The following is a 21273-nucleotide window of genomic DNA, read 5'->3' as shown; positions in this document are numbered from 1 at the left end:
ACTGTCATGCTGATGGTACGGACTCTTTCATGTAATTGCGGACATCTGTCAGATGGCCTTCAATCGCAGCGGCTGCTGCCATTACAGGGCTTACCAGATGCGTCATCGATCCCGCTCCCTGGCGTCCTTCAAAATTCCGGTTGGATGTGGACGCACAACGTTCGCCCGCAGGCACCGAGTCTTCATTCATCGCCAGGCACATGCTGCATCCTGTCTCACGCCATTCAAAGCCGGCTTCAAGAAATACCTGATCCAAGCCTTCCTGTTCTGCTGCACGTTTGACTGTTTCAGATCCAGGAACAACAATTGCTGTTACGGATGGATGCACTTTTCTGCCTTTGACAATTTCACTGGCTGCACGCAAGTCACCAAGACGGGCATTCGTACAAGAGCCGATAAAGACATGCTGGATATCAATCGAAGAAAGTGGTGTCCCTTCTTCCAGGTGCATATAAGCCAAAGCTTGCTTCAACGCATCTTTATCCGACTGTTTATCATAGTCCGCTTCAGATGGAACGCTTTCCGCAATGCCTGATCCCATTGAAGGATTGGTTCCCCATGTAACGAATGGAGAAATCTCATCTGCATGAATCGTCACAGACGCATCATACTGTGCGCCTTCATCTGTTGCAAGAGCCAGCCAACGCGCAGCTTCTTTTTCAAACGCGTCACCTTCAGGCACGTTTCTGCGCCCTCTCAAGTATTCCACCGTCTTTTCATCAGGACTGATCAATCCAGCCCGTGCGCCTGCTTCAATCGACATATTGCAGATAGTCATGCGTTCTTCCATCGACAACCCACGGATGGCTTCACCTGTATACTCCATGATGTAGCCAGTTCCCATGTCGATGCCGAATTTCGAAATAATAGCCAGGATGACGTCTTTAGAAGAAACACCAAAGCCCAATTTTCCGTCAATCCGAACTTCCATGGTTTTCGGTTTTGATTGCCATAGCGTTTGGGTGGACAAGACGTGCTCCACTTCGCTGGTGCCGATACCAAATGCCAAAGCACCGAAGGCACCGTGCGTTGAGGTATGGCTATCCCCACAGACGATGGTCTTGCCGGGTTGCGTCAAACCTAGTTCTGGTCCGATCACGTGGACGATTCCTTGGTCTGGATGGTTGATTCCCGCAAGCGGAACACCGAACTCGTCGCAATTATCCTGCAAAGTTTTGATCTGTTTCCGCGAAATGGGATCTGTAATGGTTTCCCGGTTTCGCGTAGGAACGTTATGGTCCATTGTAGCGAAGCAAAGATCCGGACGGCGGACTTTCCGTCCGTTCAGCCGAAGCCCTTCAAACGCTTGCGGAGATGTCACCTCATGCAATAAATGAAGATCGATATATAGCAGGTCCGGCTTTCCTTGCTCTTCGAAGACGATATGTTGTTCCCAAATTTTTTCTATGATTGTTTTTGCCATGCGAACCGCTCCTTTCACTTACACATAAGAATACATGATGTGTTCTGATACAAATTCTCTTTCCAGTTCTTCTACAACTTTCGTTACAAATCGATCGGTTGAAACTACACGTTTTCCATGCCCAGCCAAATCTCCCGTGCAATAGCCATCTTCCAGAACGCTCATTACTGCTTTTTCAATCGCAGCAGCTTCCGTATGAAGGCCGAATGAATGCTTCAACATCATAGCAGCTGACAAGATGGCAGCAGATGGATTCGCTTTGTTTTGTCCTGCGATATCCGGTGCTGAACCATGTACCGGTTCGTAAAGGCCAAAGCCGTCTGAACGGATGCTTGCAGATGGCAGCATTCCGAGTGAACCTGTGATGACCGAAGCCTCATCGCTTAAAATATCACCGAACATATTCTCTGTTACCATGACATCGAAAGCCCGTGGATCCGTAATCAGTTTCATCGCTGCCGAATCGACCAACATATGCTCCACTTCGATATCCGGATACGCTTTACGGCGTTCTTCCACGACTTCGCGCCATAGTTTGCTGGTTTCCAGTACATTAGCTTTATCGACCGAAGTCACTTTGCCTTTGCGTGTGCGGGCGATTTCAAACGCCTGATTAACAATGCGTTCGATTTCCTGTCTCGTATAAACCAATGTATCCACTGCCGATTTCTCGGAGCGGCGTTTCGGTTCCCCGAAATACAAGCCACTCGTCAATTCGCGGACGATGACCATATCCACTTCTTTCGCCACTTCTTCTTTTAAAGGAGACGAAGCCAGCAACGAAGGTATCGCTTTGACCGGGCGGATATTGGCGAACAAATCAAAATGCTTCCGGATGTTCAAAAGCCCTTTTTCAGGACGCAGATGAGCGGGATTACTGTCCCATTTCGTTCCTCCGACCGCACCGAGGAGAATCGCGTCGCTCGCTTCACAAACCTCAATGGTTTGCTGAGGCAGTGGGTTTTCAAATTGATCAACCGCTGTGCCACCGATTGCCGCATGCTTTAAATGAAAAGTATGTCCATAACGCATTGCAATGGATTGCAGCACCTTTACCGCTGCATCTGTTACTTCTGGTCCAATTCCGTCTCCTGGCAATACCGCTATTGTTTTTTTCATTTTAAATTCCTCCTCTTTCAATCTGTTCTTTTTACACTGCAGACATCCTGACTTTTTTCCCGACTTGGACGATTTGACGATTGACTGCATTTAAATATGCTTTTGCTGTTGCTTCCAGGACATCCTGTGCAACATCGCGGCCAGTGACTGTCTCGCCGTTATAACTCATATTGATAACCGCTTCACCTAAGGCATCGCGCCCTTTACCGATGGACGTCACACGGTAATCAAGAATATGGACTTTTCCTTCGACAATCCGTTCCAGCGTGTTGAAGATCGCTTCAACCGAGCCGGCTCCAGTAGCTGCTTCGTTGATCAATTCCCCATTCGGATGATAAGCAGAAGCAGTGGCTGTCGGAATGTTTGCTGTACCATATTGCACCTGTACACTCTCCAGTTTATAAACCGGTGTTTCAGTGTCATGGATTTGTTGATCGGTCAGCAGTACGTAAAGATCATCTTCCAGAATTTCCTTCTTGCTATCGGCTAACTTCTTAAATTCAACAAATGCTTTATTTAACTTCTCATCAGATAAATCAAAGCCCATCTTGACGGCCCGATCTTTAAAGGCGTGTCGTCCCGAATGTTTACCAAGTACCAACTCAGTCGCTGCATCACCGATCAATTCCGGTGTAATGATTTCATAAGTCAACGGGTTCTTCAGCATGCCATCCTGATGGATACCGGATTCATGGGCAAACGCATTTTTACCGACGACCGCTTTGTTCGGCTGAATCAAACTGCCTGTCAACTGGCTGACCAGTTGGCTTGTGCGTTTGATTTCATGAAGATTGATGCCCGTTTCGATATTAAAGATCTGTTTGCGGATATGCAAAGCGACCGCAATTTCTTCAAGTGCGACGTTTCCGGCACGTTCACCGATGCCATTGATGGTTCCCTCAATTTGAGTAGCCCCATTTTCAATAGCCGCCAAGGTATTGGCTGTCGCCATGCCCAAATCATTATGGCAATGGGCTGACAGCTTCACTTTTTCAATTCCCGCTACATTTTCAGTCATGTATTTGAACATGGCACCGTACTCATGAGGAGTTGCATAACCAACCGTGTCTGGAAGGTTGATCGTTGTGGCGCCGGCTTCAATGACTTTGCGGATAATATGAGCCAGGAATTCCGGATCCGAACGGGAAGCATCTTCCGCTGACCATTGGACCAACGGGAAGAACTTACGCGCATATTTTACCGATGCTACTGCCAATTCCACAACCTGCTCCGGTGTTTTGAATAATTTTGTTTCCATATGGATGGGTGAAGTCGCTAAAAAGATATGAATATGCGGTTGTTCCGCTCCTTTTAATGCTTCCCATGTCCGATCAATATCACTTTCAATCGAACGGGCCAAACCCGTTACGATTGAATTCTTCACGGTGCCTGCGATTCGCTGCACAGCGTCAAAGTCTCCTGGAGATGAAGCAGGAAACCCTGATTCGATAATCGTCACTCCCAGACGTTCAAGCTGGCGGGCGATTTCGATTTTCTCTGCTGTGTTCAAGTTGATCCCGGCCGACTGTTCTCCGTCTCGTAATGTCGTATCGAAAATATCAATTTGTGACATTGGCAACCACCTCTTTTTGTTTAACTTTTTTGCCTTCATTGACGAATGGCATCATCGCACGCAATTCACGTCCAACTTGTTCAATTTGATGAGATTCTTCCGCTTTTTCGATTGCAGTGAATTCCGGACGGTTCAATTGGTTTTCAAGCAACCAGCCTTTTGCGAATTTCCCTGTTTGAATATCCGTAAGTACATCTTTCATGCGGGCTTTTGTATCTGCATCAACAATACGTGGTCCTGAAACAAAATCTCCCCATTGAGCTGTATCGGAAATTGAGTAGCGCATTCCTGACAAGCCGCCTTCATACATAAGATCAACGATCAATTTCAATTCATGCATACATTCGAAGTATGCAACTTCCGGTTGGTATCCGGCTTCAACAAGCGTCTCAAACCCAGCTTTTACAAGAGAAGTCACACCGCCGCAAAGGACGGCTTGTTCTCCGAATAGATCTGTTTCCGTTTCTTCTTTGAATGTCGTTTCCAAAACGCCTGCGCGTGTAGCTCCGATTCCTTTTGCATAAGCAAGCGCCACTTCCTGAGCTTGTCCTGTAACATTTTGATGGATTGCGATCAATCCAGGAACTCCAGCACCCGCTTCGTAAGTACGGCGCACAAGATGTCCCGGGCCTTTCGGCGCTACCAGGAATACGTCCACGTCTTCAGGTGCAACAATCTGATTAAAGTGAACATTGAAGCCGTGTGCGAAAACAAGTGATTTACCGGCTGTTAATGCTGGTTTGATTTCTGCGTTGTAGATTTGTGTCTGTTTTTCATCCGGTACTAAGATCATGATGACGTCTGCCGCTTCTGCTGCTTCTTTTACGGTAACGACTTTCATGCCGTCATTTTTAGCCTGATCGAATGATTTACCTGGACGAACTCCAACTACTACATCAAAACCGGATTCTTTTAAGTTTTGAGCATGTGCATGGCCTTGAGAACCATATCCGATCACCGCGATTGTCTTTCCTTTAAGTACCTGTTCGTTTACATCTTGGTTATAATACATTTTTGCCATTTTAATTTCCTCCTCGAGTTTGGGTTTAGGTTTTTTATAGGATGTTCAATTGCGGTGTTTGTGCTTTTTGTGTTTCTCTGACAAAAGCGGATACCCCGGTTCGGGTCAGCTCTTTCACACCATATGGTCTCATCAGATCAATAAACGCTTCAATTTTTTCTGGATCGCCTGTTACTTGGAATGTTGTTACGTTTTTGCTCATATCGACCACCGTTGCCCGAAACGGCTCAACAATACTGAGAACCTCATTTCGGACTGCTGGAGGAACGACCACTTTGACCAGTGCCAGTTCTCTCATCACCATCGCCTTATCGGTAATGTCATTCACTTTGAGCACATCAATTTGTTTTTGCAGCTGCTTCAATAACTGCTCCAATTTGCCTTTATCTTCTACATTCACCACAAAAGTCATTTTCGATATACCAGGTTGCTCTGTGTGGCCGACCGAAATGCTTTCGATGTTGAACTGCCGTTTCATCAGCAACCCAGTAACACGGTTCAACACCCCGCTTTGGTTGATCACTGTTGTTGTAATGACTCGTCTCATTCGCCTTTCACTCCGATCATTTCATCCAAGCCTTTGCCAGGCGCAACCATCGGATAAACACATTCCAACTGCACCACGCGGCAATCGATCAAGGCTGGCTCGTTTGAATTAAATGCTTCTGCGAAAACCGCTTCTGCTTCTTCCATCGTTTCCACTTTATACCCTTTGATATCGTAAGCTGCAGCCAGCTTCACAAAATCAGGTTGTACAGGAATCAACGACTGGGAATAACGCCCTTCGTAGAATGTTTCCTGCCACTGCCTGACCATACCGAGGCTTTGGTTGTTCAAGATAACAACCTTCACTGGAAGCCGCAGCTCTTGAAGCAACGACAGTTCCTGTAAAGTCATTTGGAATCCTGCATCTCCTACAATAGAGATAACCTGCTTATCCGGTTTTGCTAATTGTGCCCCGATGGCTGCCGGGAAACCAAAGCCCATTGTGCCAAGGCCACCCGATGTCACCCAATTATGCGGGTTATTGAAGCGGTAGTATTGAGCCGCCCACATTTGGTGCTGGCCTACATCCGTAGTTACGACTGCATTGCCTCCGGTCAAGCGGTGTATCAACTCAACCGCTTGCTGAGGGAGAATACCCTCCCGACCTTTCAAATGATACTGAAGTGGATATTCCACTTTGTCACCGGATAGCTTCGCTAACCATTCAGCGGTATCCGGGCTTTCAAACGTTTGATTGAGCAATTGAGACAACGCTTCTTTAGCATCCGCTACAATCGGGATCGCTGTTGGAACATTTTTGCCGATTTCTGCAGGGTCGATATCGATATGGATGACTTGTGCGTTTGGAGCAAAGCTTGCGAGATTCCCCGTCAACCGATCATCGAACCGGGCGCCTACGTTCAATAACACATCACAATCACAAATCGCTGTATTCGCTGTATAAGTTCCGTGCATGCCGGCCATTCCTAGGAATAGTTCGTGTTCGCCAGCGATACTGCCCAAACCGAGTAATGTGTTAGTGATTGGAATTTGGTGCCTTTCAGAAAAAGTTTTCAGCTCTTCTGTCGCTTTTGCAGCGAGTATACCAGCCCCAGCTAAGATCAATGGCTTTTTCGCCTGTGATAATAATTGTGCAGCTTTTTGGATTTGCAGGTAATTCGGGTTTGTTGTCGGTTGATAACCGGGTAGATACACGGCCTCTTCTTCTTTATTGGACATGAACAATTCGGTTGCAATATTTTTAGGGATATCGACCAGAACCGGACCAGGACGACCTGTGGAAGCAATATAGAAGGCTTCTTTAATGATTCTCGGAAGATCCGCCACTTTTTTCACTTGGTAATTATGCTTTGTAATCGGTTGTGTAATGCCGATGATATCCGCTTCCTGGAAAGCATCTGTTCCAATTACGGAAGTTGCAACTTGGCCCGTGAAGATGACCAGTGGCAAGGAATCCAGCATGGCATCCGCTATGCCGGTCACTAAATTCGTAGCTCCAGGACCTGATGTAGCAAGAACAACTCCGACTTTCCCGGATACTCTTGCATAGCCTTCAGCGGCATGGATTGCACCTTGTTCGTGTCTAGCCAATACATGGCGTATTGGATTTTTGTGCAAGGCATCGTAAATTGGCAGCACCGCGCCTCCTGGATATCCAAAAATGATTTCTACACCTTGACCTTTTAAAGATTGAATCAGTACGTCTGCACCATTACCTGTCAGCTTCTGTTTAACTTCTTCTCTAACCTGTACGTTTACTCCCAATCCTTCCGCCTCCTTTTCTAAGTCTCCGGTGGAATAAAACAAAAAAACTTTTCCATCCCTACACAAAGAAACATGTTCTTCGCATAGGGATGAAAAAGTTTCATGGTACCACCCTATTTCACTGCGCAACCGCAGCCTCATGGATAAGTCTTGCTTATCCGCTGATAACGATGATTTCTAACTTGCAAACCACCGGGACTACCTAAACAGCCGAAGCTTTTCAGCAATCCACTCAGAGGGGATGTCGCAAATGGTTGTATTACCGGCTTCCACCTGTACCGGCTCTCTGTGAATACAGTTTCCATCTACTTTAACCTCGTCATTGAGTTGAACTTCTATTTTTTTATACTGCATTTAAATGATCGCTATACACCTTTACGCCATCATTCTGAACTAACTCTCTGAATGATTCTAGCAAGTCATTCGTAACTGGACCTGGCTTTCCTTCGCCGATCACTCGACCGTCCACTTTAACTACCGCAATTACTTCAGCAGCAGTTCCGGTAAGGAAAACTTCATCCGCTACATACACATCATGTCTTGTAAAAACGCCTTCTTGGATGTCGTAGCCTTTTTCAGCAGCTACATCCATAATTGCATTGCGTGTAATTCCTTCAAGTGCTCCTACATAGCCTGGAGGTGTCAATAACTTATTTTTACGGACAATGAAGATGTTGTCCGCTGACCCTTCAGCTACATAACCTTGGTCATTCAGCATAAGCGCTTCAGAAACACCCGCTAAGTGGGCTTCAAGTTTAACTAAAATATTATTCATGTAATTCAGTGATTTAACTTTAGGGCTTAATACATCTGAACGGCTTCTGCGTGTAGCAACCGAGACAATTTCAATCCCTGTTTCATACATCGATTTCGGAAACAGCGATAAAGGTTCAGCGATTACAATCACACTCGGATGGGAACAGCTATAAGGATCTAATCCAAGATTTCCGACACCTCGCGAAACGATAAGACGAATATAAGCATCTTTAAATTTGTTTTCTCTTAATGTTTGAACGACTATTTTAGTCATTTCTTCAAAAGTATGTGGAATCTCGAGCATCACGGATTTTGCTGAATCGTAAAGCCGCTCTAAATGTTCTTCCAGCCGAAAGACATTACCGTTGTAAGAACGGATTCCTTCAAATACACCATCACCGTATAAAAAACCGTGATCATAAACTGAAATTTTAGCGTCTTCCTTTTTAACGAATTCACCATTTAAATAAATTAATTGTTCGCTCATGATGTCCACTTCTTTCTCGAAAGTTTTATAATATGCAATATATCGAATTCAGTTTGCGTCTTGTAAATTGTTGCTATCATATCGCCTATTTGAAGGCGTGTCAATCAACTTCATGCTATATTTTTATTAATTTTGAATATTCGTAAACTATGTATCCGTTTTCATTGTTGCTATTACTGAGTTTAATAGATTTTTTAAAAAGTTTGAATATTTTATGAACAACCCTTTAATTTAGCTGAAATTTCTCTTAATACTTCGTATTAAAGCAAAAAAAGACCTTGTCTCAGTTTAATGAGACAAGGTCTTTAATCAACACTCAGCAGTTATTACTTAGTGATTGTAGCAACAACGCCAGCGCCTACAGTACGTCCACCCTCACGGATAGAGAACTTAGTTCCTTCTTCAAGTGCGATAGGAGAGATTAGAGAAACGATCATTTCGATGTTGTCTCCAGGCATAACCATTTCTACACCTTCAGGAAGGTTACAAACGCCAGTTACATCAGTTGTACGGAAGTAGAACTGTGGACGGTAGTTTGTGAAGAATGGAGTGTGACGTCCACCCTCTTCTTTTGAAAGAACGTAAACTTCAGCTTTGAACTCAGTGTGTGGAGTAATTGTGCCTGGTTTAGCCAATACTTGTCCACGTTGTACGTCATCACGAGAAACCCCGCGAAGAAGTGCACCAATGTTGTCGCCAGCTTCAGCATAGTCAAGCAATTTACGGAACATTTCTACACCAGTTACAGTAGTAGATTTTGGCTCTTCAGTAAGACCAATGATATCAACGTTATCACCGATTTTGATTTGTCCGCGTTCAACGCGTCCAGTAGCAACAGTACCACGGCCAGTGATTGAGAATACATCCTCAACAGGCATCATGAATGGCTTGTCAGTATCACGTGGTGGAGTAGGGATATACTCATCAACCGCGTTCATCAATTCAACGATTTTATCTTCCCATTCTGCTTCTCCTTCAAGAGCTTTAAGAGCAGAACCTTTGATGACAGGAATGTCATCACCAGGGAAGTCATATTCAGAAAGAAGATCGCGGACTTCCATTTCAACTAGTTCAAGAAGTTCTTCATCATCTACCATATCGCATTTGTTCATGAATACTACTAGGTAAGGAACACCAACTTGACGTGAAAGAAGAATGTGCTCACGAGTTTGTGGCATTGGGCCGTCAGCAGCAGATACTACTAGGATCCCGCCGTCCATTTGAGCAGCACCAGTAATCATGTTTTTAACATAATCGGCGTGTCCAGGGCAATCTACGTGTGCATAGTGGCGTGTTTCAGTTTCATACTCAACGTGTGAAGTATTGATTGTGATACCGCGCTCTTTTTCTTCAGGAGCGTTGTCGATTTGAGCGTAAGAACGAGCTTCCCCGCCTGATTTTTTAGCTAGAACTGTAGCGATTGCTGCAGTCAAAGTTGTTTTACCGTGGTCGACGTGACCAATTGTACCAATATTCGCGTGCGTTTTAGAACGATCAAATTTAGCTTTTCCCATTAGAAAAATCCTCCTCAAAATGTAAGTGAATGTTCGCTTGAAGTGCCGAAATAATAGGGCCCTATTATTCCGAGCATACAAACTATTTATACTTTATTAAAGATCAAAATTCAATTATTGACCTTTATTTTTTTTGATGATTTCTTCAGAAATTGATTTCGGTACTTCTTCATAGTGATCGAAGTGCATTGAGAATACACCACGGCCTTGCGTGTTTGAACGCAATGAAGTTGCATAACCGAACATTTCTGCAAGAGGTACCATAGCACGAACTACTTGCGCGTTTCCACGAGCGTCCATACCTTCTACACGGCCTCGGCGTGACGTAATGTCACCCATGATATCTCCAAGGTATTCCTCAGGGATAACAACCTCAACACGCATAATTGGCTCAAGAAGAACCGGTCTAACTTTAGAAATTGCATTTTTAAGTGCCATCGAAGCAGCAACTTTAAATGCCATCTCATTCGAGTCAACATCATGGTAAGAACCGTCGAACAAGCGTGCTTTGATATCGATCAAAGGATATCCGGCAATAACACCGTTGTCTAGAGAGTCGCGCAGACCCGCTTCAACTGCTGGGATGTATTCACGTGGAACAACACCACCAACGATACCATTTTCAAATTCAAAACCTGCTCCTTCTTCGTTTGGAGAGAACTCAATCCAAACGTGTCCGAATTGTCCGCGTCCACCAGATTGGCGTACGAATTTACCTTCAACTTTAGCAGACTCACGGAATGTCTCACGGTAAGATACCTGAGGTGCACCCACGTTAGCTTCTACGTTGAATTCACGGCGCATACGGTCAACTAGGATATCAAGGTGAAGCTCACCCATACCTGCGATGATCGTTTGGCCAGTTTCCTGGTCAGTATGCGCACGGAAAGTTGGATCTTCTTCTTGCAGTTTTGCAAGGGCTTGACCCATTTTATCTTGATCCGCTTTTGACTTAGGCTCCACAGAAAGTGAAATTACAGGTTCTGGGAATACCATGCGTTCAAGAATTACTTGTTGTTTCTCGTCACTTAAAGTATCACCAGTCGATGTATCTTTAAGGCCGATAGCAGCAGCAATATCTCCGCAATATACTTCAGCGATTTCTTCACGGGAGTTTGCGTGCATTTGAAGGATACGTCCTACGCGCTCACGCTTGCCTTTAGAAGAGTTCTGAACATACGAACCAGATTTAAGAGAACCAGAGTACACACGGAAGAAAGTCAATTTCCCAACGTATGGATCTGTCATTACTTTAAACGCCAACGCAGAGAATGGCTCGTCTTCGCTAGGCTTACGCAATACTTCTTCATCTGAATCCGGAAGAACACCAGTCATTGGTGGTACATCAAGTGGAGATGGTAGGTAATCAATTACTGCATCAAGCATTAATTGAACCCCTTTGTTTTTAAATGCAGTTCCGCAAACCACTGGGTAAAACTCAACATCTAGTGTTCCTTTACGGATACCAGCTTTAAGTTCTTCTACAGTGATTTCTTCCCCACCAAGATATTTTTCCATTAAGTCTTCATCAAGCTCAGCAACAGCTTCCACTAGTTTAGTGTGCCACTCTTCAGCAAGCTCTTTATACTCTTCAGGAATTTCACCTTCTGTGATTTCAGTTCCCAAATCGTTTGCATAGAAGCGCGCGTTCATTTCAACAAGGTCAATAATTGCTGAAAAATCGTCTTCTGCGCCGATTGGCAATTGGATCGGGTGAGCATTTGCTTGTAGGCGATCATGTAAAGTACCTACAGAGTAAAGGAAATCAGCACCGATTTTATCCATTTTATTGATGAATACGATACGTGGAACTCCGTATGTTGTAGCTTGGCGCCAAACTGTTTCAGTCTGAGGCTCAACACCTGATTGAGCATCAAGAACTGTAACAGCACCATCAAGTACGCGCAATGAACGTTCAACTTCTACAGTGAAGTCTACGTGCCCTGGAGTATCGATGATGTTAACACGATGGCTTTTCCATGAAGCAGTTGTAGCAGCAGACGTGATTGTGATTCCACGTTCCTGCTCTTGCTCCATCCAGTCCATTTGAGAAGCACCTTCATGCGTTTCCCCAATTTTGTGGATTCTACCAGTGTAATATAAAATACGCTCCGTAGTAGTCGTTTTACCAGCATCAATGTGTGCCATGATCCCGATATTACGTGTTTTGTCTAAGGAGAACTCTCTAGCCATGTTGTTTTTCTCCTTCCATTTCGGATTAAGATGTAAACATCTCGAAAGAAATTACCAGCGATAGTGAGCAAACGCTTTGTTTGCTTCCGCCATTTTATGAATATCTTCACGTTTCTTAACAGCCGAACCAGTGTTGTTAGCTGCATCTAAAATTTCATTAGCCAAACGCTCTTCCATTGTTTTCTCTCCACGAAGACGTGAATAGTTTACAAGGTAGCGAAGACCTAAAGTTGTACGGCGTTCAGGACGAACTTCAACCGGTACTTGGTAGTTAGCTCCACCAACACGGCGAGCGCGTACTTCAAGAACTGGCATAACGTTAGTCAATGCTTGTTCGTATACTTCAATCGGATCTTTACCGCTGCGTTCTTTAACTAACTCAAACGCTCCGTATAGGATCTTTTGTGAAGTACCTCTTTTTCCATCAACCATCATTTTATTAATTAAGCGTGTCACCAATTTTGAATTATAAATTGGATCTGGCAACACGTCACGTTTAGCTACAGGACCTTTACGAGGCATGTATGTTCCTCCTTTCAACGAAATCTCTTCGTTTATTTAACTTATTATTTTTTTACTTTAGGACGTTTAGTTCCGTATTTAGAACGGCTTTGCATACGGCCGGTAACTCCAGCTGTATCAAGTGCTCCACGTACGATATGGTAACGCACACCCGGTAAATCTTTTACGCGTCCGCCGCGAAGAAGAACTACACTGTGCTCTTGAAGGTTGTGACCTTCTCCAGGGATGTAAGCATTAACCTCAATTTGGTTCGTCAAACGTACACGCGCATATTTACGCAATGCGGAGTTTGGTTTTTTAGGTGTCATCGTACCAACACGAGTACATACTCCACGTTTCTGTGGTGATGTCACGTTAGTCTGAGACTTTTTAAAGCTGTTATACCCTTTGTTTAACGCTGGTGAATCTGATTTCGTGCTCTTTGGTTTACGAGGCTTGTTAACTAATTGGTTAATTGTAGGCATCGATTTTTCCTCCTCTCAAAAGGTGTTCTAATACCACATATCCAGGTGGTTCATTTTTGGGTAAAAAACAAAGTCTTTGTGTTTTACACAAAAACTGTTATCCAGTAATAGCCACAGCAGCTGCACCGACATTAATGCCATATGCTTTGCCAAGCTTCAATCGTGAATCTGCAAATTCGATCCGAATACCTTTTTCTAAGGCTAGTTGGATAATCTGTTCGGTCATTCGATCGTCCGCGTCTTTTGCCACTATTATCTCTTGGACAATACCGCTTTTTAATGCTTTTACTGTCTGCTTTGTACCGATGATTATTTGACTTGCCTGTTTTACTTTTTCATTAGACATTTGCATATCCTCCAAAGTGTCAGACCGTTAACCATCAACCCTCAACATATTATCATTCTATGACAATGCTGTCAACTGAATTCTTAAAAAATCCCGGGGAGGTTTTAAAAGCTCCCCGGAACTCATCTATCTATTTTATGACTCTGTTCCGACGATTTCCTGCTTCGCAGCTTTTTCGCTTTGAGCAATTTTAATTTGGCGGTAACGTTGCATTCCTGTTCCGGCTGGAACAAGTTTACCGATGATCACATTCTCTTTCAATCCCAGAAGCTCATCACGTTTCCCTTTGATCGCTGCATCTGTTAAGACGCGGGTCGTTTCCTGGAAGGACGCGGCTGATAGGAATGATTCTGTTTCAAGAGAAGCTTTCGTGATACCGAGGATTACAGGACGGCTTGTAGCCGGCAAGTTGCCTTCGAGCACCGCTTTGACGTTGGCTTCAGTGAATTGGTGAATATCCAAAAGTGAACCTGGAAGCAATTCAGTATCGCCGGCTTCAATAACACGTACTTTACGGAACATTTGACGGACCATAACTTCTACGTGCTTATCACCGATTTCTACCCCTTGCATACGGTATACTTTCTGAACTTCTTTCAATAGATACACTTGAACAGCCTGAACGTCTTTTACTTGAAGCAATTGTTTCGGATCGATTGAACCATCCGTCAATACTTCGCCTCGAACGATGACGTCATCAACTTGAACCTTGATGCGCGCATTATAAGGAGCCAGGTATTTACGTGTTTCAACATCACCTTGAATCGTTACTTCTTTCTGGCCTTCACGGATTTCATCGATTTCAGTAACTGTACCTGTAATTTCAGAAATTACTGCCTGGCCTTTCGGGTTACGCGATTCGAATATTTCCTGGATACGCGGAAGACCTTGTGTGATATCGTCTCCTGCAACCCCGCCTGTATGGAATGTACGCATCGTAAGCTGAGTTCCTGGTTCTCCGATTGATTGAGCTGCAATAATACCTACTGCTTCGCCCACTTCAACTTCGTCTCCAGTTGCCAGGTTAGTGCCGTAACATTTCTTACAAACGCCGTGTTTTGTATTACATGTGAACGCAGAGCGAATCGTTACTTCTTTGATTCCCGCTTCAATAATCAGGCGAGTCAAATCTTGTGTAATCAATTCATCTTTCGCTACAATTATTTCTTTTGTTTCCGGATGGCGGATTGTTTTCTTAGCATGACGGCCAACGATACGCTCATCAAGTTCTTCAATCACTTCTGTGCCTTCCATCAACGCTCCTACCAGCAAGCCTCGGTCAGTGCCACAGTCATTTTCGCGGACAATTGCATCTTGTGCAACGTCTACCAGACGACGAGTCAGATAACCAGAATCGGCTGTTTTAAGTGCTGTATCGGCAAGACCTTTACGCGCACCGTGGGTAGAGATGAAATATTCAAGTACTGTCAATCCTTCACGGAAGGAAGATTTAATCGGAAGTTCGATAATGCGTCCAGCCGGGTTGGCCATCAATCCGCGCATACCCGCGAGCTGCGTAAAGTTAGATGCGTTACCACGAGCTCCGGAATCACTCATCATAAAGATTGGATTCAAGTTATCAAGAGACGCCATCAGTTTGCTCTGGATGATGTCTTTTGCATTACTCCAATACGAAATGACACGTGCATATCGTTCTTCTTCTGTAATCAATCCGCGACGGAATTGTTTCATTACTTTATCTACATTTTCTTGGGCATCAACCAGAATTTCTCCCTTATCCGGAAGAACTACGATATCCGCCACACCAACAGTGATGCCAGCTTGTGTAGAATATTTAAATCCAAGGCTCTTCATGCGGTCAAGCATTTTAGAAGTTTCCGTAATATGGAAACGCTTGAATACTTCTGCGATGATTTCACCAAGAATTTTCTTCTTGAACGGTGTCACAAGTTCCGCTTCTTCAATATGCTTACGAATATCCGTCGTTGTCGCGACGAAATATTTCGATGGTGTTTCCACCTGCAGATTGTAATCAGTCGGTTCGTTGATATATGGGAATGACTTCGGCAGAATTTCATTGAAAATAATTTTACCGACAGTTGTCAATAAAAGCATTTTGTTCTGTTCTTCTGTGAATGTCGGGTTGTTGACGGCTCCAGCTTGGATTGCAATACGTGTATGCAAGTGCACATGGCCTGTTTGATAAGCGATCATCACTTCTTCAGGTCCTGAGAAAGTTGCGCCTTCTCCTGTAGCACCTTTACGCTCAAGTGTTAAGTAATAGTTTCCTAGAACCATATCCTGAGATGGTGTTACAACAGGTTTTCCGTCTTTTGGATTCAAAATGTTTTGAGCTGCAAGCATCAACAATCTTGCTTCTGCTTGCGCTTCGGATGATAGAGGTACGTGAACAGCCATTTGGTCACCATCGAAATCGGCATTGTATGCAGTACATACAAGCGGATGAAGACGGATTGCTTTACCTTCAACTAATGTTGGTTCAAACGCCTGGATACCCAATCTGTGAAGAGTCGGTGCTCGGTTCAATAGAACCGGATGCTCCTTGATGACATCTTCCAATACATCCCAAACTTCAGAATGAAGACGTTCGATTTTGCGTTTTGCACTCTTGATGTTATGGGCCAATCCACGTTCAACCAATTCTTTCATAACGAAAGGTTTAAACAATTCAATTGCCATACCTTTTGGCAAACCACATTGATACATTTTCAGGTTAGGTCCAACTACGATAACCGAACGGCCCGAATAATCCACTCGTTTACCAAGAAGGTTCTGACGGAAACGCCCTTGCTTCCCTTTCAACATATGAGAAAGAGATTTCAATGGACGGTTACCAGGTCCTGTGACCGGACGACCGCGACGGCCGTTATCGATCAATGCATCAACAGCTTCCTGAAGCATGCGTTTCTCGTTTTGAACAATGATACTTGGTGCTCCAAGGTCTAAAAGACGCTTCAAGCGGTTATTCCGGTTGATTACGCGGCGATAGAGATCATTTAAATCAGAAGTCGCAAAGCGGCCCCCGTCTAATTGAACCATCGGGCGAAGTTCGGGTGGAATAACAGGTAGAACATCAAGAATCATCCAATCAGGATTATTACCTGAGTTACGGAATGACTCAACCACTTCAAGGCGTTTGATCGCACGGGTGCGGCGTTGGCCTTGAGCTGTTTTCAATTCTTCTTTTAAAGAATCCGTTTCGCGTTCAAGGTCGATTTCCTGCAATAGACGCTTGATTGCTTCTGCTCCCATAGCAGCTTGGAATTTTTTCCCAAACTTATCACGGTAAGCGCGGTATTCTTTTTCAGAAAGAAGTTGTTTCTTCTCAAGCGGTGTATCCGCAGGATCAATGACTACATAAGAAGCAAAATAAATAACTTCTTCAAGTGAACGCGGAGACATATCTAAGATAAGTCCCATACGGCTCGGAATCCCTTTAAAATACCAGATATGTGATACAGGAGCTGCTAGTTCAATGTGGCCCATGCGCTCACGACGAACTTTTGAACGTGTGACTTCAACGCCACAGCGATCGCAGACGACGCCTTTATAACGAACACGCTTGTATTTACCACAATGGCATTCCCAGTCTTTTGTAGGACCGAAAATACGTTCACAGAACAAACCATCTTTTTCAGGTTTCAGTGTACGGTAATTGATTGTTTCTGGCTTTTTGACTTCTCCATAAGACCATGAGCGAATTTTATCGGGTGACGCTAATCCGATTTTCATATACTCAAAATTATTAACATCTATCAAGGAGCCTACCTCCCTTTTGTCTCGAGTTTCTGTACGGCTCTTCCTCGGTAATGGCTAAGTGAATAAATGGAGAACGGCCGGTTAAAGCCGTTCGAATCCAATAGGTATTAATCAATAGTTCCAACCGGTGCTTCTGTATCTGCAATCGGCAGGATGTTCAATGAATCCGCAGGCTGAAGATCTTCTTCTTCATCCAAATCGCGCAACTCAATTTCTTCATCATCAATCGTCAACATCTTAACGTCCATGCCTAAACTTTGAAGCTCTTTGATCAAAACTTTAAATGATTCCGGTACGCTTGGTTCCGGCACACTTTCGCCTTTAACAATTGCTTCATAAGTTTTAACACGGCCTACGACATCATCCGACTTAACCGTTAAGATTTCCTGTAATGTATGCGCGGCACCATATGCTTCAAGTGCCCATACTTCCATTTCACCAAAACGCTGTCCGCCGAATTGCGCTTTACCACCCAATGGCTGTTGTGTAACCAGTGAGTAAGGTCCAGTTGAGCGGGCGTGCAATTTATCATCGACCATGTGGGCAAGTTTAATCATGTACATGATACCTACAGACACACGGTTATCGAAGGATTCGCCAGAACGGCCATCATAAAGAATCGTTTTGCCATCGCGTGGCATACCTGACTCTTCCATTGTTTCCAGCACATCTTCTTCATTCGCTCCATCAAATACGGATGAAGCCATATGAATTCCAAGTGAACGGGAAGCCATTCCAAGATGTAATTCAAGTACCTGACCGATATTCATACGAGATGGTACACCTAGTGGGTTCAACATGATGTCGACCGGTGTGCCGTCTGGCATGAATGGCATATCTTCTTCAGGAAGAATTCTTGAGATAACACCTTTGTTTCCGTGACGTCCAGCCATTTTATCGCCAACAGAGATTTTACGTTTTTGAACGATATATGCACGAACCAGCTGGTTAACACCCGGTGGCAATTCGTCTCCATCTTCACGGTTGAAGATTTTAACATCCAGTACAATACCGCCAGCGCCGTGAGGCACCCGCAATGAAGTATCGCGCACTTCACGTGCTTTTTCCCCAAAGATCGCATGAAGAAGACGTTCTTCAGCAGTCAATTCAGTAACGCCTTTAGGAGTTACTTTACCAACCAGAATATCTCCATCTTTCACTTCAGCTCCGACACGGATAATTCCGCGGTCATCCAAGTTACGCAATGCGTCTTCCCCTACGTTCGGGATATCGCGCGTAATTTCTTCAGGTCCCAATTTCGTATCACGCGAATCGGATTCATACTCTTCGATATGGACAGATGTGTAAACATCGTCTTTTACTAAACGCTCACTCATGATGATCGCATCTTCGTAGTTAAAACCATCCCATGTCATGAAGGCTACCAGTACGTTTCTTCCTAATGCCATCTCTCCACGTTCCATTGAAGGTCCGTCAGCAAGAATATCGCGTTTGGAAATACGGTCTCCAACTTTAACGATCGGGCGTTGGTTATAGCTTGTTCCTTGGTTGGAACGGACGAATTTCTGCAGTCTGTAAGTGTCAAGGTCGCCACGGACTTCATTGCCATCGACAACTTCGATACGGCGGACAGAAATTTCCTTAGCTTCCACATATTCTACAATACCATCATTTTTCGCTACTACAGCTGCCCCAGAATCACGTGCTGCCAAGTGCTCCATTCCGGTTCCTACAAAAGGAGCTTCCGGGTTCAATAATGGAACTGCTTGACGCTGCATGTTCGCTCCCATTAATGCTCGGTTGGAGTCATCATTTTCAAGGAACGGGATACAAGCTGTCGCTACTGAAACAACCTGCTTCGGAGAAACATCCATGTAGTCGATGCTGCCGCGTTTGTAAACGGTGTTCTCGCCGCGGAAACGTGCAACAACGCCTTCTTCAACAAATGAACCATCGTCATTCAACTTCGAATTGGCCTGGGCCACTACATAATTATCTTCTTCATCAGCAGTCAAGTAGTCAATGTGTTCTGTGACCACTCCGGTTTCAGCATCTACACGGCGATAAGGAGTTTCAATGAAACCGAACTTATTCACTTTCGCAAATGTTGAAAGAGTGTTGATCAAGCCAATGTTCGGTCCCTCAGGCGTTTCAATCGGACACATACGGCCATAGTGGGAGTAGTGAACGTCACGCACTTCAAAGCCTGCGCGTTCACGCGTTAAACCACCGGGTCCAAGCGCCGATAGACGGCGTTTATGCGTCAATTCAGCTAATGGATTGGTTTGATCCATAAACTGCGAAAGCTGAGAGCTGCCGAAGAACTCTTTAATCGATGCAATAACCGGACGGATATTGATCAATTGCTGAGGAACGATTGCTTGTGTATCATTGATCGACATACGCTCACGTACCACGCGCTCCATACGGGATAATCCGATACGGAACTGGTTCTGCAGCAATTCACCCACTGAACGGAGACGGCGGTTACCAAGATGATCGATGTCATCCGTGTTTCCGACACCATAAAGAAGGTTAAAGAAGTAACTGATAGAAGAAATAATATCAGCCGGTGTTACATGCTTGATCTTATCTTCTATATAAGCATTACCGATGACAGTGATTTCTTTTTGGTCCTCGTTGTTTGGCGCGTAGATTTTAATCGACTGCAAGGTGACTTCACCTTCCAAGACACCACCTACTTGGGAAACAGTATGGAAACCAACTCCATTTTCCAAGTTTGGAATCAAGCGATCAAGTACACGACGATCAATCAATGTGCCAGCTTCCACTAAAATTTCGCCTGTTTCAGGATCCGCCAATGTTTCAGCGATGGTCTGATTGAAGAGACGATTTTTAATATGAAGCTTCTTGTTCATTTTATAACGGCCGACATTTGCTAGGTCATAGCGTTTTGGGTCGAAAAAGCGTGAGTACAATAAGCTCTTCGCACTTTCAACTGTTGGCGGCTCACCAGGGCGTAAGCGTTCGTAGATTTCAAGAAGCGCTTTTTCCGTGCTTTCTGTGTTATCTTTTTCAAGCGTATTTTGAAGGAATTCGTTATCTCCAAGTAAATCGATGATTTCCTGGTCAGATCCGAAACCAAGCGCTCTCAAAAGAACTGTTACTGGCAGTTTACGTGTGCGGTCAATTCTGACGTACACGACATCCTTCGCATCTGTTTCATATTCCAACCAGGCGCCACGGTTTGGAATAACAGTTGCCCCGAAACCTTTTTTACCATTTTTATCTGTCTTGTCATGAAAATAAACACTTGGCGAACGAACCAATTGGGAAACGATGACGCGTTCTGCGCCGTTGATGACGAAAGTACCCGTTTCTGTCATTAATGGGAAATCTCCCATAAAGACATCCTGTTCTTTCACTTCATCTGTTTCTTTGTTGTGCAGACGTACTTTGACGCGCAAAGGCGCTGCATAAGTAACGTCGCGCTCTTTCGATTCATCGACTGGATACTTCGGTTCCGCGAGACTGTAATCAACAAACTCGAGTGACAGATTTCCTGTGAAATCTTCAATCGGCGAGATATCCCGGAACATTTCGCGAAGTCCTTCTTCAAGGAACCATTCGTAAGATGATGATTGAATTTCAATCAAGTTCGGAAGATCCAGCACTTCACTGATTCTCGAAAAACTTCTGCGTTGACGATGTTGACCGTACTGAACTAGTTGACCTACCAACTTATTCACCCCTCAATAAAACGATTATAGGTCTTTGCGATTTCTACAAAATAGTGTATGATATCGAAAAGACAAAAAGAAAACGAGACTAAAGAGCAGCCCATTTTCGGTTTACACGTGATTAGCTCTGTCGTCATGCCAAGCCCGAAAAAGGGCAAACGACCTCAAAATAATAAATTTT

14 protein-coding genes are annotated in these 21273 nt (G+C 44.4%); all 14 read right to left on the bottom strand.

From position 1 onward, the window contains the following. Positions 1-4: 4 nt before the first annotated feature. Positions 5-1423, bottom strand: coding sequence for a 3-isopropylmalate dehydratase large subunit (gene leuC / locus Q0785_RS18430; protein WP_298833541.1), 1419 nt, complete (start codon positions 1421-1423; stop codon positions 5-7). Between the two features lie 18 nt (positions 1424-1441). Then, positions 1442-2542, bottom strand: coding sequence for a 3-isopropylmalate dehydrogenase (leuB, locus tag Q0785_RS18425; protein WP_298833538.1), 1101 nt, complete (start codon positions 2540-2542; stop codon positions 1442-1444). A gap of 31 nt (positions 2543-2573) precedes the next feature. Further along, on the bottom strand, positions 2574-4115 hold the full coding sequence (locus Q0785_RS18420) for a 2-isopropylmalate synthase (protein WP_298833535.1): 1542 nt from the start codon (positions 4113-4115) through the stop codon (positions 2574-2576). Continuing rightward, a complete protein-coding gene (gene ilvC, locus Q0785_RS18415; RefSeq protein WP_298833532.1) occupies positions 4102-5136 on the bottom strand; it encodes a ketol-acid reductoisomerase in 1035 nt (344 codons plus the stop codon). Before ilvC ends, Q0785_RS18420 begins: the two co-directional genes overlap by 14 nt. Positions 5137-5170: 34 nt before the next feature. Further along, positions 5171-5683 (bottom strand): acetolactate synthase small subunit, encoded by a 513-nt coding sequence (gene ilvN / locus Q0785_RS18410; RefSeq protein WP_223643171.1) that lies wholly within the window; start codon positions 5681-5683, stop codon positions 5171-5173. Beyond that, complete coding sequence (gene ilvB / locus Q0785_RS18405; RefSeq protein ID WP_298833528.1) at positions 5680-7407, bottom strand: biosynthetic-type acetolactate synthase large subunit; 1728 nt, start codon at positions 7405-7407, stop codon at positions 5680-5682. Before ilvB ends, ilvN begins: the two co-directional genes overlap by 4 nt. A 343-nt stretch (positions 7408-7750) precedes the next feature. Further along, entirely contained in the window at positions 7751-8650 is a 900-nt protein-coding gene (gene ilvE, locus Q0785_RS18400) for a branched-chain-amino-acid transaminase (RefSeq protein WP_298833526.1), read from the bottom strand. 326 nt (positions 8651-8976) lie between these two features. Further along, positions 8977-10164 carry an elongation factor Tu gene (gene tuf / locus Q0785_RS18395; protein ID WP_146559433.1) on the bottom strand — a complete coding sequence of 396 codons (1188 nt, stop codon included), beginning with the start codon at positions 10162-10164 and terminating at the stop codon, positions 8977-8979. A 114-nt stretch (positions 10165-10278) separates the two neighbouring features. Beyond that, positions 10279-12357, bottom strand: a complete 2079-nt coding sequence (fusA, locus tag Q0785_RS18390; RefSeq protein WP_298833522.1) for an elongation factor G — start codon at positions 12355-12357, stop codon at positions 10279-10281. A gap of 51 nt (positions 12358-12408) precedes the next feature. After that, positions 12409-12879 carry a 30S ribosomal protein S7 gene (gene rpsG, locus Q0785_RS18385; RefSeq protein ID WP_223643162.1) on the bottom strand — a complete coding sequence of 157 codons (471 nt, stop codon included), beginning with the start codon at positions 12877-12879 and terminating at the stop codon, positions 12409-12411. Between the two features lie 44 nt (positions 12880-12923). Further along, positions 12924-13343 carry a 30S ribosomal protein S12 gene (rpsL, locus tag Q0785_RS18380; RefSeq protein WP_298833520.1) on the bottom strand — a complete coding sequence of 140 codons (420 nt, stop codon included), beginning with the start codon at positions 13341-13343 and terminating at the stop codon, positions 12924-12926. A gap of 97 nt (positions 13344-13440) precedes the next feature. Continuing rightward, a complete protein-coding gene (locus tag Q0785_RS18375) occupies positions 13441-13689 on the bottom strand; it encodes a ribosomal L7Ae/L30e/S12e/Gadd45 family protein (RefSeq protein ID WP_223643160.1) in 249 nt (82 codons plus the stop codon). Positions 13690-13824: 135 nt separating this feature from the next. Next, positions 13825-17430 carry a DNA-directed RNA polymerase subunit beta' gene (rpoC, locus tag Q0785_RS18370; protein ID WP_298833516.1) on the bottom strand — a complete coding sequence of 1202 codons (3606 nt, stop codon included), beginning with the start codon at positions 17428-17430 and terminating at the stop codon, positions 13825-13827. Positions 17431-17537: 107 nt separating this feature from the next. Continuing rightward, positions 17538-21092 carry a DNA-directed RNA polymerase subunit beta gene (rpoB, locus tag Q0785_RS18365; protein WP_298833515.1) on the bottom strand — a complete coding sequence of 1185 codons (3555 nt, stop codon included), beginning with the start codon at positions 21090-21092 and terminating at the stop codon, positions 17538-17540. Positions 21093-21273: the final 181 nt, after the last annotated feature.

The sequence above is a fragment of the uncultured Planococcus sp. genome, from assembly GCF_947501725.1.
Lineage (GTDB): Bacteria > Bacillota > Bacilli > Bacillales_A > Planococcaceae > Planococcus > Planococcus donghaensis_C.
This window is presented reverse-complemented; position numbering and strand designations above follow the sequence as displayed.